Genomic DNA, 15,622 nt, shown 5'->3' on the forward strand with positions numbered 1-15,622 from the left:
ATTACCCCAGATTTCCCCCGTGTCCAAGCTCGCCGCACTGCTACTTCTGCTGCTTTCCTTCACGGCGCACGCGCAGCGCACCGAAACCCAGATGTTATCCGGCACGGGCAACGACAAAACCGTGAAGTGGCAGTTCTACTGCACCGCTGGCCGCAACTCGGGCAAGTGGACTACCATTCCGGTACCATCAAACTGGGAGTTACAGGGTTTCGGCAAGTACAACTACGGGCACCAGAAAGACACAGCGCGAGGTAAGGAAAAGGGCCTCTACAAATACCAGTTCAAGGTGCCGGCCAGCTGGCAGGGCAAGGTCGTGAACATCGTGTTCGACGGCTCGATGACTGATACCGAGGTAAAAATCAACGGCCAGTCGGCTGGCCCCGTGCACCAAGGCTCGTACTACCGCTTCAAGTACGACATTTCGAAGCTGCTGAAGTACGGCAAAACCAACATGCTCGAAGCCACCGTGGCCAAGCACTCGGCCAACGAATCGGTGAACGACGCCGAGCGGCGCGGCGACTTCTGGATTTTCGGCGGCATTTTCCGGCCCGTGTTTCTGGAGGCGCTGCCGGTGAGTCATATCAGCCGCGTCGCGCTGGATGCGCGGGCCGATGGCTCGTTTAAAGCCGACGTGTACACGGGCGGCGAGGCGGATGAAGTAGTAGGGCAATTGTACTCGCTTGATGGGCAGAAAGTAGGAGGAGAGGTTAAAGCTGCAGTAGCAGCTGGCGGTGCAGTCACGCGCTTGCAAACCACCGTTTCCAACCCGCAGCTCTGGACGCCCGAAACGCCCAACCGCTACCGCCTGGCTCTCACCCTGCGCAAGGGCGGTCAGACTGTGCACACGCTCAGCCAACGCTTCGGCTTTCGCACCGTGGAACTGCGCGAGCGCGAGGGCTACTACGTCAACGGCGTGAAAATCAAGTTTAAGGGCGTGAACCGACACTCGTTCTGGCCTAGTTCGGGGCGCGCCACCAGCAAGGCGCTGAGCATCATGGACGTGAACCTGATGAAGGACATGAACATGAACGCCGTGCGTATGTCGCACTATCCGCCCGACGACCATTTTCTGGAAGCCTGCGACTCGTTGGGCCTCTTCGTGTTCGATGAAGTGGCCGGCTGGCATGCCGCCTACAACACGCCCACCGGCACCAAGCTCACCGAGGAAATGGTGGTGAAGGACGAAACCCACCCCAGCATCATCGGCTGGATAAACGGCAACGAGGGCGGCCACAACTTCGACCTCGACCCCGTGCTCGACCGCATGGACCTGCAAAAACGCCCCGTGGTGCACGCCTGGCAGGTGTTCCGCGGCACCGATACTCAGCACTACATCAACTACGACTACGGCAACGGCACCCACCTGCACGGCCACAACATCGTGTTCCCCACTGAGTTTCTGCACGGCCTCTACGACGGCGGCCACGGCGCGGGCCTCGAAGACTACTGGGAACAGATGTGGCGCGAGCCGCTCTCGGCCGGCGGTTTCCTCTGGGACTTTTCCGACGCCGCCGTGGTCCGCACCGACAAAGGCGGCATCCTCGACACCGACGGCGACCACGGCCCCGACGGCATCCTGGGGCCCTACCGCGAGAAGGAGGGCAGCTACTTCACCATCAAGGAAGTATGGAGCCCCGTGTTCTTCGAGCGTCGCGAAATCACGCCTGCCTTCGACGGCACCTTCCGCATTCAAAACCGCTTCACCTACACCAACCTCAGCGCCTGCCGCTTCATCTGGAAGCTAGCCCAGCTGCCCACGCCCGGCGGCACCGCCGCGCCCGCCGTCCGCACCGGCACCATTGCGGTGCCCAGCATCGCGCCCACCGAGTATGGCCCCCTCAAACTGGCGCTGCCCGCCGATTGGGCGCAGGCCGACGTGCTCTACATCACGGCCACCGACCCTACCGGCCGCGAAATCTACACCTGGAGCTGGCCCATTGCCCGCCCCGCGCAGGTGGCCCAAAAGCTGGCTATCACCACTGGCTCCGGCTCGGTCACCCTCACCGAAACCGATTCGCTCTACACCGCCAACGCCCACGGCGTCACGCTAACCTTCAGCCGCAAAACCGGCCTGCTGCGCCAGGTGCGCAATGCCAAAGGCCTCATCCCGCTCACCAACGGACCCGTGCTGGCCGAGGGCGAAACTGCCTTCGAAGGCCTCAAGCAGCACCAGGACGGCGCCAACGTGGTCATCGATGCCACCTTCGGCAAGGCTAGCCGCTACCAGTCGCTGCAATGGACGGTATACCCCTCGGGCTGGGTCCGCATGACGGCCAAATACTTCCCCAAAGACTACGATTTTGCCCTGGCCGGCCTCAGCTTCAACTACCCCGAAAAGGAGGTGCGCGGCATCCAGTGGCGCGGCGACGGCCCCTACCGCGTCTGGAAAGACCGGATGAAAGGCACCAACCTAGGCGTGTGGACCAAGGCCTACAACAACACCAGCACCGGCGAGCCCGACGGCACTAAGAGCCCGCTCTACCCCGAGTTCAAGGGCTACTACTCCAACTTCTACTGGCTCACGCTCCAAACCACCGGCCAGCCCCTCACCATCGTATGCGACCAGGAAGACGTGTACCTACGCCTCTTCACGCCTCGCTTCGCCGCCAAGCCCTACAACACAGCTCCTGCCTTCCCCAGCGGCAACCTCTCGTTCATGCACGGCATCACGCCCATCGGCACCAAATCGCAAAAAGCCGAAAACATGGGCCCCATGGGCAAAACCAACATGTACTACGACTACAGCAAAGACCCGTCCTACGCCAAGGAAATCACGCTGTACTTCGATTTCTCGGGAGATGGAGCACCCGCGCAAAAGGCGGTGGGGAAGAAGTAGTAGGGAATTCGCTTTAGAAGCTTCCTAGGTGGTCATGCTGAGCGCAGCTGAGCATCTCTACCGAACCGCTGAGGTATCGTTCAATAGAGATGCTTCGGCTGCGCTCAGCATGACTGCCTTTTTCGTAGCTTCGTTAATTGGGCACAAGGAAATTCACCTCCCCCAAAGTTTACCTGCTATGCAACCTACAACCCCACATACCAGCGTTGCCGATTACTACTACGGGGTATTAAGCAACCTAAGTGCCGATAGTAAGCTAGACCTCATTTCACGGCTTTCGCAGTCGCTTAAGCAGCATCAGGAACCAGCATATCCAAGCCTGGAATCCCTTTTTGGCGCCTACAAAGGCGAGGAAACAGCAGAGGAATTGATAGCCGATATTCGGAATTCCAGAGTTTCCACCCGAGACATTGAGCCGCTTTGAAAACGTACCTGCTCGATACGAACATCTGCATCTACTTCATCAAGGGCTTGTATGAGCTTAACCGGAAGATTGAAGCAGTCGGAACAACTAATTGTTTCATCTCCGAAATGACGGTGGCAGAACTCAAATACGGCGTTGAGAACAGTAAAACACCGGAGTTAATGCGGCCAATTGTGGAGGCATTCATTCCCAAATTTGCCGTTATTCCCGTGTACGATGCGCTGGATGTGTATGCGGCTGAAAAGGCTCGGTTACGCCGGCAAGGGCTGATGCTCGATGATTTTGATATCCTGATTGGAGCAACGGCTATTGTCAACAATATGACGCTGGTGTCCAATAATCAAAAGCATATGAGCCGGCTAGCTAACATAAATCTGCAGGACTGGACGACAGCAGAGCCTGCATAGAAACTCCGCATGCAGCCCACCCCGCTACCCACCAAGCCCCATTACCCCATCCTCGACGGCCTGCGGGGCGTGGCGGCGCTCATGGTAGTGGCCTTCCATTTGTGCGAGGCCCACGCCACCAGCCACCTCGACCAGGTGATTAACCACGGCTACCTGGCGGTGGATTTCTTCTTTTTGCTGTCGGGGTTCGTGATTGGCTACGCCTACGACGACCGGTGGGGCCGCCTCACGGTGGGCGGTTTCTTCAAGCGGCGGCTGGTGCGGCTGCAACCCATGGTGGTGCTGGGCATGGTGATAGGGGCGGGGCTGTACTACTTCCAGGCGTCGGCGCTGTTCCCCATCATCGGCCAGACGCCGGTGTGGAAGATGCTGCTCGTGATGCTCATCGGCTGCTTCATGGTGCCGGTGCCGGTGTCGCTCGACGTGCGGGGCTGGCACGAAACCTTTCCGCTCAACGGGCCGGGCTGGTCGCTGTTTTTCGAGTACGTGGCCAACGTGCTGTACGCGACGGTGGTGCGCCGCTTCTCCAACGTGGCGCTGGGCATCCTGGTGGTGCTGGCGGCAGGGGCGCTGCTGCACCTGGGCCTCACCAGTCCCCAGGGCGATGTCATTGGGGGCTGGTCGCTGGAGCCTGAGCAGCTGCACATTGGCTTCGCCCGCATGACGTACCCGTTTTTTGCGGGGCTGCTGCTGTTTCGGCTGGCGCGGCTGCGGCCGGTGCCGCAGGCCTTTGGGTGGTGCAGCCTGGCGGTGGTGGCGGTGCTGGCCATGCCCCGCGTTGGCAGCCCCGCGCAGCTGTGGCAAAATGGGCTCTACGATGCGCTCTGCATCATTTTCGTCTTCCCCGCCGTCATCTTCTTCGGGGCCAGCGGGGCGGTGCGCTCGGGCGCGGCCCAGCGGCTATGCCGCTTCCTGGGCGATATTTCGTATCCGATTTACATCACGCACTACCCGCTCATCTATACCTACACGGCCTGGGTCGCGACCCATAAAGTGTCCTTGCGCGAGGGTTTGCCCGTGGCGGCGCTGGTCTATCTGGCGGCGGTGGCGCTGGCGTATGGGTGCTTGAAGTTTTACGATGAACCGGTGCGGGAGTGGTTGAGGAAGAAGGTGTTGATGGAAGTCAGATGAAGGGAGCAGCCGCAGCTCTTATAGAATCAGAAGTGTTGGTGTAACTTGGTGTTGGTAACCAGAGGCATAGATGAAATACTTAATTTTTTCATTGTTTTTCTTTTTGCTTTTTGCATGCAATAGGAAAATCAGTAGTGAATCAAGTAGTGGACTATTTCCAATTAAGGAGTTTGGTAAGTGGGGTTATATTGATTCTAAAGGCAAGACTGTTGTGAAGTGCCAGTTTGATGGAGCTTCACCATTTTCAGAGGGACTGGCAGCCATTCGTATAGATTCGGCGTTTGGCTTTATCGACACAATGGGCAATGTGGTAATCAAGCCAAGGTTCTATGAGACGTCAGAATTCTCCGATAGTCTTTGTAAGGTTGTTATAAAAAAGAATGGATTGTTTAAAATTGCTTTCATTCGTCCAAATGGAAATACTGCATTCACTACGAATTATGATAACGTGGCTTCATTTAGTTATGGAAGAGCGGCGGTTGAAATAAATAATGAGGTGTGCTTTATTGACAAAAAAGGCAAAGTAGTAATCAATACTCACTTTCCTTATGGCGGAAACGCTTTATTTCACGAAGGTCTAGCAATGGTTTGGGGTGGGACATCCAAATGGGTTGACCAGCCAGATGGCTCGCGCATCATGCAGGGAGATACAACTAAATATATTGATACTTCTGGTAAGGAAGTAATAATACTCGAAGGAATGGGCTATGACGACTTCGCGGAAGGGGTTGCGTTAGCTAGAATTAAAGACAGACCATGTTACTTAGATAGAAAAGGAAAACCCCGGATTATACCTGAACGAGAAGATTTGACCTATTTTAGTTTTTCAGATGGAATGGCTCAGGCTGTTATCGCTGGCGTTGACCATAGAGCAGGTTTTATTGATACGACAGGTAAAGTAGTTATTCCTATCAAATACGCTCAGATAAGAGATTTTAAGGAGGGGCTTGCTGCATATCAGGATAAGGGTATTTGGGGCTTTATAAATAAGAAAGGAGTAGTGTCAATCTCGCCTCAGTTTGAACAAGTTGAATATGGGGGTTTTAAGAATGGTCTTTGCAAGGTAATGCGTGCCCATCAATGGGGATATATAAACCATACGGGCAAATTCGTTTGGAAAGAGCAGATTGGAATAGAGTATGGAAAGTTAGATTTGGTAAAATGGAAGCTTGATACATTGAACATTGCTAAACCGTTGTACACTGAAAAGCTTGCTGGTAATGACAACTTTCCAAGAAAGAGGCATTTCCCTTTATATCACCAGCTTGCGTTGAATGTTGACACAACGGATATGACTGTTTTTGCAGATAGGTACTTTGCTTATAAGTTGTATCTCATTAATGCTTCAAAAGATACTTCAAAAATCCCTGCGCAAGACGGCAGGATAAAGATTATTCAGCAAGCAATAAATAAGAATGGTGTGTGGCAGGATATTGAAAATTTTGTCAATAGCTTTTGTGGGAATAGTTATCATGTTCTATTACTTGCGCCCGATGAATTTCAGATATTTGCATCACCAATATACAAAGGCACTTATAAGACTAAACTTCGCTATAGATTGAAGACAGGAGGAAAAGAGATTTATTCGAATGTCTTCACGGGAACAATTAATCCAGAACAGTTTCTGCAAACACGAGATAAGCCAAAATCTGAAATATCGTTATGGGTGAATTAATTCTGTTGACGCGAATTCAGTTGCGAATACTTACCCCCATTCCACCATCCTCCCCACACCATGCATAAATCGACCAGATTCGTGCTAACATCCTAGAATAACGGGAAGCAAAAAAGTCCGAACTATGTGGGTGCCGAACTGCGCCCCGCGCACCCCCCAGCCGGCCCGGTGGCCGAGGCGCTTGCTCTACGCTGGGGCGGGCGCAGGGGGGAGGCTCCGACTATGACTGCCCGACTCCTGTTACTTCTGCTTACTTGTTTGTCGCTCACGGCGTTGGGGGCTGTGCCGCCCGCCGCCGTGCAGCTTCAGCGGCTGCGCTGCGAGCTGCTGACCAACCCCGAAGGCATCGACGCCACCGCCCCGCGCCTGAGCTGGGAATTGCGCAGTGCCGCGCGTGGCCTCACCCAAACCGCCTACCAGGTGCTGGTGGCCTCGACCCCCGAAAAGCTGGCCGCCGACGAAGGCGACCTCTGGAACTCGGGTAAGGTGGCGTCGGGCCAATCGGTGCACGTGGCCTACGCCGGGGCGCCGCTCCGCAGCCGTGCCCGCTGCTACTGGAAGGTGCGCACCTGGACCGACCAGGGCGAAACCGCCTGGAGCCCGCCCGCTCGCTGGAGCATGGGCCTGCTCAACTACCTCGACTGGAAAGGCCGCTGGATTGGCCTGGACCGCGCCTTTCCCTGGGACGATGAATCGACCCACGCCCGGCTGTCGGCCCGCTATTTCCGCAAGGAGTTCAAGGCCGACAAGCCCGTGAAGCAGGCCACCGCGTCCATTATCGGGCTGGGGCTGTACGAGCTCTACCTCAACGGCCAGCGCGTGGGCGACCAGGTGCTGGCGCCCGGCCCCACCGACTACACCCAGGGCGTGAAGTACAACACCTTCGACGTGACCGCGCTGCTGCGGCCCGGCGCCAACGCCCTCGGTACGGTGCTAGGAAACGGCCGCTTCTACGCCATGCGGCAAAACTATAAGCCGTACAAAATCAAGACCTTCGGCTACCCCAAGCTGCTGATGCAGCTCGACGTGACCTACGCCGATGGCAGCCACGAGGTCATCAAAACCGACGAAACCTGGCAGGCCACCGCCGACGGCCCCATCCGGGCCAACAACGAGTACGACGGCGAAGAATACGACGCCACCAAGGAAATGCCGGGCTGGGCCACCGCCGGCTTCGACGCTAAAAAGTGGCTGAAAGCCGAGCTGGTGCAGGAGCCCGGCGGCGCCTTCGAGGCCCAGATGAACGAGAACATGAAGGTGATGGAAACCCTGAAACCGGTGGCCCTCAAACCGCTGGCGGGCGGCAAGTTCATCCTCGACATGGGCCAGAACATGGCCGGCTGGCTGCGGCTGCGCGCCACCGGCAAGCGGGGCGACAAAATCACGCTGCGCTTTGCCGAGACGCTGCAAAAAACCGGCGAGCTGTACGTGGCCAACCTGCGCGACGCCCGCGTGACCGACGTGTACACGCTGCGCGGCGGCGCCCGCGAAACCTGGGAGCCGACGTTTGTGTACCACGGCTTCCGCTACGTCGAAATCAGCGGCTACCCCGGCACGCCCACGCTGGCCGATTTCGACGGCCGCGTGGTGTACGACGACCTGGCCACGACGGGCGAGTTTACCACCTCCAACGCCACTATCAACCTGGTGTATAAGAATGCCTACTGGGGCATTCGGAGCAACTACAAGGGCATGCCCATCGACTGCCCGCAGCGCAACGAGCGGCAGCCCTGGCTCGGCGACCGCACCACCGGGGCCTACGGCGAGAGCTTCGTGTTTGATAACTCGCGGCTGTACGCGAAGTGGCTCGACGACATTGCGCAGGCCCAAAAAGCCGACGGCAGCATCCCCGACGTGGCCCCCGCCTTCTGGCGCTACTACGGCGACAACGTGACCTGGCCCGGCACCTACCTCACCATCGCCGACATGCTGTACTCGCAGTATGGCGACGCCCAGCCCATCGCCAAGCACTACGACTCGATGCGCCGCTGGCTCGCCTACATGCGCGCCAACTACATGACCGCCGGCTACCTCGTGACCAAGGACAAGTACGGCGACTGGTGCGTGCCGCCCGAGTCGGAGAAGCTCATCCACTCCCAAGACCCCGCCCGCAACACTAGCGGCGAGGTCATCGCCACCAGCACCTACTACCACCTGCTGACCCTGATGCAGCGCTTCGCCACCGTGCTCGGCAAGCCCGCCGATGCGCAGGAATACGCCGCCCTAGGTGCCAAAATCAAGGACGCCTTCAACCAGAAGTTCCTGAACGCCCAAAACCAGCAGTACGCCAACAACACCGTGACGGCCAACCTGCTACCCCTGGCCTACGGCATAACGCCGGACGCCGAGCGCGGCAAGGTGTTCCAGAACATTGCCGATAAAATCTTGGTCGAAAACAAGGGCCACATCAGCACCGGCGTCATCGGCACGCAGTGGCTCATGCGCGGCCTCACCGCCGAGGGCCGCCCCGACATCGCCTACAAACTGGCCACCAACCGCGACTACCCCAGCTGGGGCTACATGGCCGCCAACGGCGCCACCACCATCTGGGAGCTCTGGAACGGCAACACCGCCGACCCCGCCATGAACTCCCAAAACCACGTGATGCTGCTCGGCGATTTAATCATCTGGGACTACGAGAACCTGGCGGGCATCAAATCGGCCGCACCTGGTTTTCAAGAGCTTGAAATGAAACCCGCCATGATTGACGGGCTAACGTCGGTGCAGGCGTCTTATCAATCGGTGCGCGGCTTGGTGCGCAGTAGCTGGACGCGGGATGCCAAGCGCTTCACCTGGAACATCACGGTGCCAGGCAATTCTAAGGCGCTGGTGTATGTGCCGACTAAGGATGCCAAGGACGTGACGGAAAGCGGCAAAAAGGCTTCTGGCGCGGCTGGGGTGAAGTTTTTGCGGATGGAAGGAACGCGGGCGGTATTTGAGGTTGGGTCGGGGGAGTATGCGTTTGTGGCGAAGCAGTGATGGGAGATTGTAACCAAAAGAGCGTCATGCTGAGCGCAGCGAAGCATCTCTACCGCTCCGTTCAACGGGGCGCCTCACCCCCCGGCCCCCTCTCCGAAAAGGAGAGGGGGCTAGGGGGTGAGGCGCCACTGTCGGCGAGCTTCTTGCACTACCCCCACATGCTAATTATTCAGACTTCCGCTTAATGAATCAAACACGAGCTATAAATAAGCTGACAATAAAGGCCCTAGCCATAGCCTCCGCGCTGCTACTAGCCAGCGCCCCAGCCGCCCACGCCCAAACCCCAGCGCCCACCACTACGCAAATCTCCACCACCGCCAAGTGGTCGGAGCGGATGGCGCTGTCGGTGCTGAAGCGGAGCCCGTGGTTGCAAGACCCAGCCCTAGGGGACTCGTGGGGCTACACCCAGGGGCTGCTGATGCACGCGCTGGAAGCGTTGGAGCACCAGAACCACGACCCGCGCTTGCGCACCGCCTTGCAACAGTACGGCGACAAAATGGTGGACGCCCAGGGCCAGATTCACAACAAAGACTACAAGCCGCTGGACAACAGCCTCGACAACATCAACTCGGGCAAGCTCCTGTTTCAGCTCTACACGGATACCAAGCAGGAGAAGTATAAAATTGCCCTGCAAAAGCTGCACGCGGAGCTTCAGCAACAACCCAAAACCAGCGACGGCGGCTACTGGCACAAGAAGAAATACCCCAGCCAGATGTGGCTCGACGGGGCCTACATGGCCAGTCCATTCGTGGCGCAGTACGCGGCGTACTTTAAGGAGCCGGCCGGGTTTGATGAGGCCGCCAAGCAGTTGCTCTTGCTCGATAAGCACCTGCGCGACCCCAAAACCGGCCTGCTCTACCACGGCTGGGATGAGAAGCACGTGCAAGCCTGGGCCAACCCCCAAACCGGCCAGTCGCCCAACTTCTGGGGCCGGGCCATCGGTTGGTACGGCATGGCCCTAGTCGATGTGCTCGACTACCTCCCCACCCAGCACCCCGACCGCCCCAAGCTAGTGCAGGTGCTCGACCGGCTGGCCGTGGCCATCCAGAAATACCAGGACCCCACCAGCGGCCTCTGGTACCAGGTGGTGGATAAAGGCGGGCAGCCCGGCAACTACCTCGAAGCGTCGGCCTCGTGCATGTTCGTGTACACGCTGGCCAAGGGCGTGAACAAGGGCTACCTGAACAAGAAGTACCGCCCGGTAGCCCAAAAAGGCTTCGACGGTATCACCACCAAGCTCATCGAAGTAAAGCCCGACGGCGAGCTCAACCTGTTGCAAGTGTGCGAAGTTGCTGGCCTCGGTCCCGGCACCGAGCGCAACGGCTCCTACGAGTACTACGTGGGCGAACGCATCAAAATCAACGATTTGAAGGGGGTAGGGCCGTTCATCCTGGCCAGCCTCGAACTCAATAAATAGCGGCTCCGGCCTTCCAACGTATCGCCATGAGAAACCCCATTTTGCTACTGGCCCTCGGGCTGCTTGCGCACGGCGCCTCAGCCCAAACGCAGCCGTGGAAACAGGGCATCGTCACCGACGAATTCATCTTCGAAAAAGCGCCCTTTCCCGAGAGCCACGCCGCCACCATCGCTGAGACGCCGAAGGGCCTCGTGGCCGCCTGGTTTGGCGGCACCAAGGAGCGCAACCCCGACGTGGGCATCTGGGTGAGCCGCCAGGAAAACGGCCGCTGGACCGCTCCCGTGGAGGTGGCTAACGGCATCCAAAACGAAACCCTGCGCTACCCCAGCTGGAACCCGGTGCTCTACCAAGCACCCGGCGGCGAGCTGCTGCTGTTCTATAAAATTGGCCCGAAACCCTCGGACTGGAAGGGCTGGCTGCGCACCTCTAAAGACAACGGCCTGACGTGGTCGGCGGCCCAGGCGCTGCCGGAAGGTTACATCGGGCCGGTGAAAAATAAGCCCGTGCTGCTCAAAAATGGCACCTTGCTCTCGCCCACCAGCACCGAGGGCAGCGGCGGCTGGCTGGTGCATTTCGAAGCCACCCCCGATTTTGGCAAGACTTGGACCAAAACCGCGCCCGTGCCCAACGGCGCGACCCAGGGTGCGATTCAGCCCAGCATCCTCACCTATAAGGACGGCCGCCTGCAAGCCCTCTGCCGCAGCCGCGACCGCGCCATCCTCGAAACGTGGTCCACGGACCAGGGCAAAACCTGGTCGCCCCTCGCCAAAACCACCCTACCCAACAATAACTCCGGCACCGATGCTGTGACCCTGAAAGATGGCCGCCAGCTGCTGGTCTACAACCACGTGCTACCCCCCGGCACCCTCGCCAAAGGCCCCCGCACCCCCCTCAACGTGGCCGTGTCGAAGGACGGCAAAGAGTGGTACGCCGTAGCCATTCTGGAGGATTCGCCTATCAGCCAGTACTCGTACCCATCTGTGATTCAGACCAAGGATGGGCTGGTGCATTTCGTGTACACCTGGCGCCGCCAGCGCATCAAGCATGCCGTACTCGACCCCAAGAAAATGAAGCTGGTGAAGATTGAAAACGGCGTGTGGCCGGCGATGAAGGGGTACAAAGCGCCGGTGGGTGATGCAGAGATTACGAAGGATTGAGGAGTCACCAGAACAGAACGAGAAAGGCCGTCATGCAGAGCGCAGCGAAGCATCTCGCTCGCTTCGTTGCTAACGTCATTGATTACTGAAGCACGCGAGATGCTTCGCTGCGCTCTGCATGACGGTCTACACTAAAACGAATTCCCACCCATGTCCAGATTCTTCCGCCTGCTCCTAGGTTCGCTTTTCCTCACTACCGCCGCCCAGGCGCAAAACTCCGACGACCAGTACCGAGAGCCGTTGCAGCAGGTGCTGGAGGAGATTCAGCAGCGCTACGGGGTGAAAATCCGGCCCGATGCGGCCATGGTGAAGGACAAGTATGTGACCTACGCCGAGTGGCGCTTCCGCCCCGACGTGGACGAGACCTTGCGCAGTGTGCTGGCTCCATTCGACTACCAGGCAGCGAAAACCGGCGATAAAACTTACAAGCTCAAGACCTTCCAGTATCACCTCAAAACGCCCGACGAAGGCGCGGCCCAGTTGGCGCAGCTAGCCAGTCAGTACCACGACGCCGCCACCTGGGAAAAGCGCAAAGCCGAGTTGCGCAATTGCATGTGGTCGGCGTTGCGGCTGTCGCCGATGCCGGCCAAACCGGCCAGCAAGCCAATTATTACCAACAAGCGGCAATACGACGGCTACACGGTGGAGAATGTGGCCATCGAAACGCTGCCGGGCTACTACATGACCGGTTCGATTTATAAGCCGCTCAAATCCAAAGGCAAGGTTCCGGTCATTATCAGCCCTGACGGGCATTTTGGCGACGGCCGCTACCGGGCCGATGCGCAGAAGCGCTGCGCCACGCTGGCCCGTATGGGCGCGATGGTGTACAGCTACGACCTGTTTGCCTGGGGCGAATCGCTGCTGCAATTTAAGGGCGAAGACCACCGCCGCAGCCTCGCCATGACGGTGCAGGCCCTGAACGGCGAGCGGGCCCTCGACTACCTGCTGTCGCTGAAAGACGCTGATAAAAACCGCGTGGCCATCACCGGCGGCTCGGGCGGCGGCAGCCAAACCATGCTGCTCACGGCCCTGGATGATAGAATCAAAGTGAGCGTGCCCGTAGTGATGCTCTCGACCTACCATAGTGGTGGCTGCCCCTGCGAAAGCGGCCAGCCCGTGCACCTCTGCGGCAACGGCACCAACAACGCTGAAATCGCCGCCATGGCCGCCCCGCGCCCCCAATTAGCCATCACCGACGGCGGCGACTGGACTGCCCAAACGCCCGAAGTCGCCTACCCCTACCTCCAAAAAATCTATGGCTACTACAGTAAAACAGACCTCGTGCAAAACACCCATCTGCCCAAGGAAGGCCACGATTACGGCCCCTCAAAGCGCCAGGCGATGTACGAGTTTCTGGCGAAGAACCTAGGGCTGAATCTGGCTGCCGCCGAGGATAAAACCGGCAAGCTGGACGAGTCAAAAGTGACCATCGAGAAGGAGGAAGCGCAGCGCGTTTTCGGGCCGAAAGGGGAGGGGCTGCCGGCCAATGCGCTGCACAGTTTCGAGGATTTGCAGACGGTTTTCGCAAAAGCGGTAGCGCCGTGAACGATGTAGAGACGCAACATTTTGCGTCTCGTCGTTGGACGGTCGGCATCGCGCAGAACCGCTCATACTAAACAACATAAGCAACGACGAGACGCAAAATGTTGCGTCTCTACATCGCCCGACATGCTCCGAACAGTTATTCTTAAAGTTCTCTTTGCCCTCAGCCTGCTAGCCGCCGCGCCCGCCCGCGCCGCCGACATCTGGGTAGCGCCCACCGGCTCCGACCGCAACCCTGGCACCCAGGCCCAGCCGCTGGCCACCCCAAATGCCGCCCTGCGCCAAGCTCGCGACCTGCGCCGCCTGCACGATGCCTCGGTGGCCGATGGCGTGCACATCTGGCTGAAGGGCGGCGAGTACCGATTGACGGAACCGTGGTTTTTTTGGCCCGAGGATGCGGGCACGGCCGCCAGCCCCACGGTGGTAGCCGCCGCGCCGGGCGAGCACCCAGTACTGAGCGGCGGCGTGTCGGTAACGGGCTGGCATAAAGCAGTTGGTAAAGTTGCTGGTCTGCCGGCTATCGCGCAGGGCCAGGTTTGGGTAGCCGCCGCGCCGCTGCTAGCAGGCCGCGCCCTCAACTTTCGCCAGTTGTGGGTGAATGACCGCAAAGCCACGCGCGCCCGCACGCCCAACCACGACAACCTGCCCCGCCTGCTTACCTGGGACACCGACAAGCGTGAAACCACCGTGCCGGCTGCCGCCCTAGGTGGCATAAAGCAACCCATCCAGCTGGAAATGGTTCTGCACCAGATGTGGGCCGTGAACGTGCTTCGGGTAAGAAACCTGGCCGTGCAGGGCGACAAAGCCCGGCTAACGTTTCAGGAACCCGAAAGCCGCGTGCAGTTTGAGCACCCGTGGCCTCGGCCCATTATCAATGGCAAAAACGGCAGCTCGGCCTTCTACCTAAGCAATGCCATCGAGCTGCTCGACCAGCCCGGCGAGTGGTTTTATGACGCCCCGCACGGGCAGGTGTACTACTGGCCCCGCGCCGGCGAAAACCTGGCCACTGCCAAAGTGGTAGCGCCGGCCTTGGAAACGCTGGTGCAAGTGCAGGGCACCCTTGACCAGCCGGTGAGCTACGTGCAGTTTAAGGGGCTGACCTTTTCCTATACCACCTGGCTGCGGCCGTCGCAGCAGGGCCACGTGCCGCTGCAAGCCGGCATGTACTTGCTGGATGGCTACTCGCTGGCCAAGCCGGGCACGCCCGACAAAGCCGGCCTCGAAAACCAGGCCTGGATAGGGCGGCCACCGGCCGGGGCGCAGGTGCAGGGCGCGCACCACACGCGCTTCGAGCGCTGCCAGTTCCTGCACATGGGCGCTACGGGGCTCGATTACCAAAGCGGCACCCACGACGATGCAGTGGTGGGCTGCACCTTCCGCGACGTGGCTGTGAATGGCCTGCAACTGGGTAAGTTCTCGGATGAGGGCGTGGAAACCCACCTGCCTTACAACCCAAAGGATGAGCGCGAAATCTGCACCACTGAACTGATAGAAAACAACCTTGTCACGGACTGTGGCAACGAGGACTGGGGCGCGGTAGGCATCGCCGCTGGTTTCGTGCGCAATACCACCATCCGGCACAACGAGGTGGTGCAGGTGCCCTACACCGGCATCAGCCTGGGCTGGGGCTGGACCAAAACGGCCAACGCCATGCGCGATAACCGTGTGCAGGCCAATTACATCCACCACTACGCCCAGCACACCTACGATGTGGCGGGCGTGTACACGCTCTCGGCCCAGCCGGGCACGGTTATCAGCGAAAACCGGGTCGATGAAATCGGCCGGGCGCCCTACGTGCACGACCCCGACCACTGGTTCTACCTCTACCTCGACGAGGGCTCCTCCAACATCACGGTGCAGGACAACTGGTGCCCGGCCGAAAAATTCCTGGCCAATGCCAACGGTCCGGGCAACGTGTGGAAGAACAACGGCCCGATGGTGAGCGAGTCAATAAAGCAGGCAGCAGGGCTGGAAGCGGGGTATCAGGATTTGCGGAACCCCTGACATGGGCGCCTCACCCCCGGCCCACTCTCCGAAAAGGAGAGGGGGAGCCT

9 protein-coding genes are annotated in these 15,622 nt (G+C 59.1%); all 9 read left to right on the forward strand.

Going from position 1 to position 15,622, the window contains the following annotated elements; all coding sequences use genetic code 11:
* Positions 1 to 19: 19 nt before the first annotated feature.
* The 9 genes from MTP16_RS13650 (at position 20) to MTP16_RS13690 (ending at position 15,572) form a co-directional block, all read left to right on the forward strand.
* Positions 20 to 2,836, forward strand: a complete 2,817-nt coding sequence (locus MTP16_RS13650) for a glycoside hydrolase family 2 protein (RefSeq protein WP_243510041.1) — start codon at positions 20 to 22, stop codon at positions 2,834 to 2,836.
* A 420-nt stretch (positions 2,837 to 3,256) separates the two neighbouring features.
* Positions 3,257 to 3,667, forward strand: a complete 411-nt coding sequence (locus MTP16_RS13655) for a type II toxin-antitoxin system VapC family toxin (RefSeq protein WP_243510044.1) — start codon at positions 3,257 to 3,259, stop codon at positions 3,665 to 3,667.
* Positions 3,668 to 3,676: 9 nt separating this feature from the next.
* Positions 3,677 to 4,798 (forward strand): acyltransferase family protein, encoded by a 1,122-nt coding sequence (locus tag MTP16_RS13660; RefSeq protein WP_243510046.1) that lies wholly within the window; start codon positions 3,677 to 3,679, stop codon positions 4,796 to 4,798.
* Positions 4,799 to 4,868: 70 nt separating this feature from the next.
* Positions 4,869 to 6,473: a WG repeat-containing protein gene (locus MTP16_RS13665; RefSeq protein ID WP_243510050.1), complete on the forward strand. Its 1,605-nt coding sequence runs from the start codon at positions 4,869 to 4,871 to the stop codon at positions 6,471 to 6,473.
* Positions 6,474 to 6,695: 222 nt separating this feature from the next.
* Positions 6,696 to 9,452: an alpha-L-rhamnosidase gene (locus tag MTP16_RS13670; RefSeq protein WP_243510053.1), complete on the forward strand. Its 2,757-nt coding sequence runs from the start codon at positions 6,696 to 6,698 to the stop codon at positions 9,450 to 9,452.
* A gap of 184 nt (positions 9,453 to 9,636) precedes the next feature.
* Positions 9,637 to 10,869: a glycoside hydrolase family 88/105 protein gene (locus MTP16_RS13675; RefSeq protein ID WP_243510072.1), complete on the forward strand. Its 1,233-nt coding sequence runs from the start codon at positions 9,637 to 9,639 to the stop codon at positions 10,867 to 10,869.
* A 26-nt stretch (positions 10,870 to 10,895) separates the two neighbouring features.
* Positions 10,896 to 12,026, forward strand: coding sequence for a sialidase family protein (locus MTP16_RS13680; RefSeq protein ID WP_243510078.1), 1,131 nt, complete (start codon positions 10,896 to 10,898; stop codon positions 12,024 to 12,026).
* Positions 12,027 to 12,176: 150 nt separating this feature from the next.
* Positions 12,177 to 13,571 carry an alpha/beta hydrolase family protein gene (locus MTP16_RS13685; RefSeq protein WP_243510084.1) on the forward strand — a complete coding sequence of 465 codons (1,395 nt, stop codon included), beginning with the start codon at positions 12,177 to 12,179 and terminating at the stop codon, positions 13,569 to 13,571.
* A 123-nt stretch (positions 13,572 to 13,694) separates the two neighbouring features.
* Positions 13,695 to 15,572 carry a right-handed parallel beta-helix repeat-containing protein gene (locus MTP16_RS13690; protein WP_243510088.1) on the forward strand — a complete coding sequence of 626 codons (1,878 nt, stop codon included), beginning with the start codon at positions 13,695 to 13,697 and terminating at the stop codon, positions 15,570 to 15,572.
* Positions 15,573 to 15,622 lie beyond the last annotated feature (50 nt).

The sequence above is a fragment of the Hymenobacter monticola genome, from assembly GCF_022811645.1.
GTDB lineage: Bacteria > Bacteroidota > Bacteroidia > Cytophagales > Hymenobacteraceae > Hymenobacter > Hymenobacter monticola.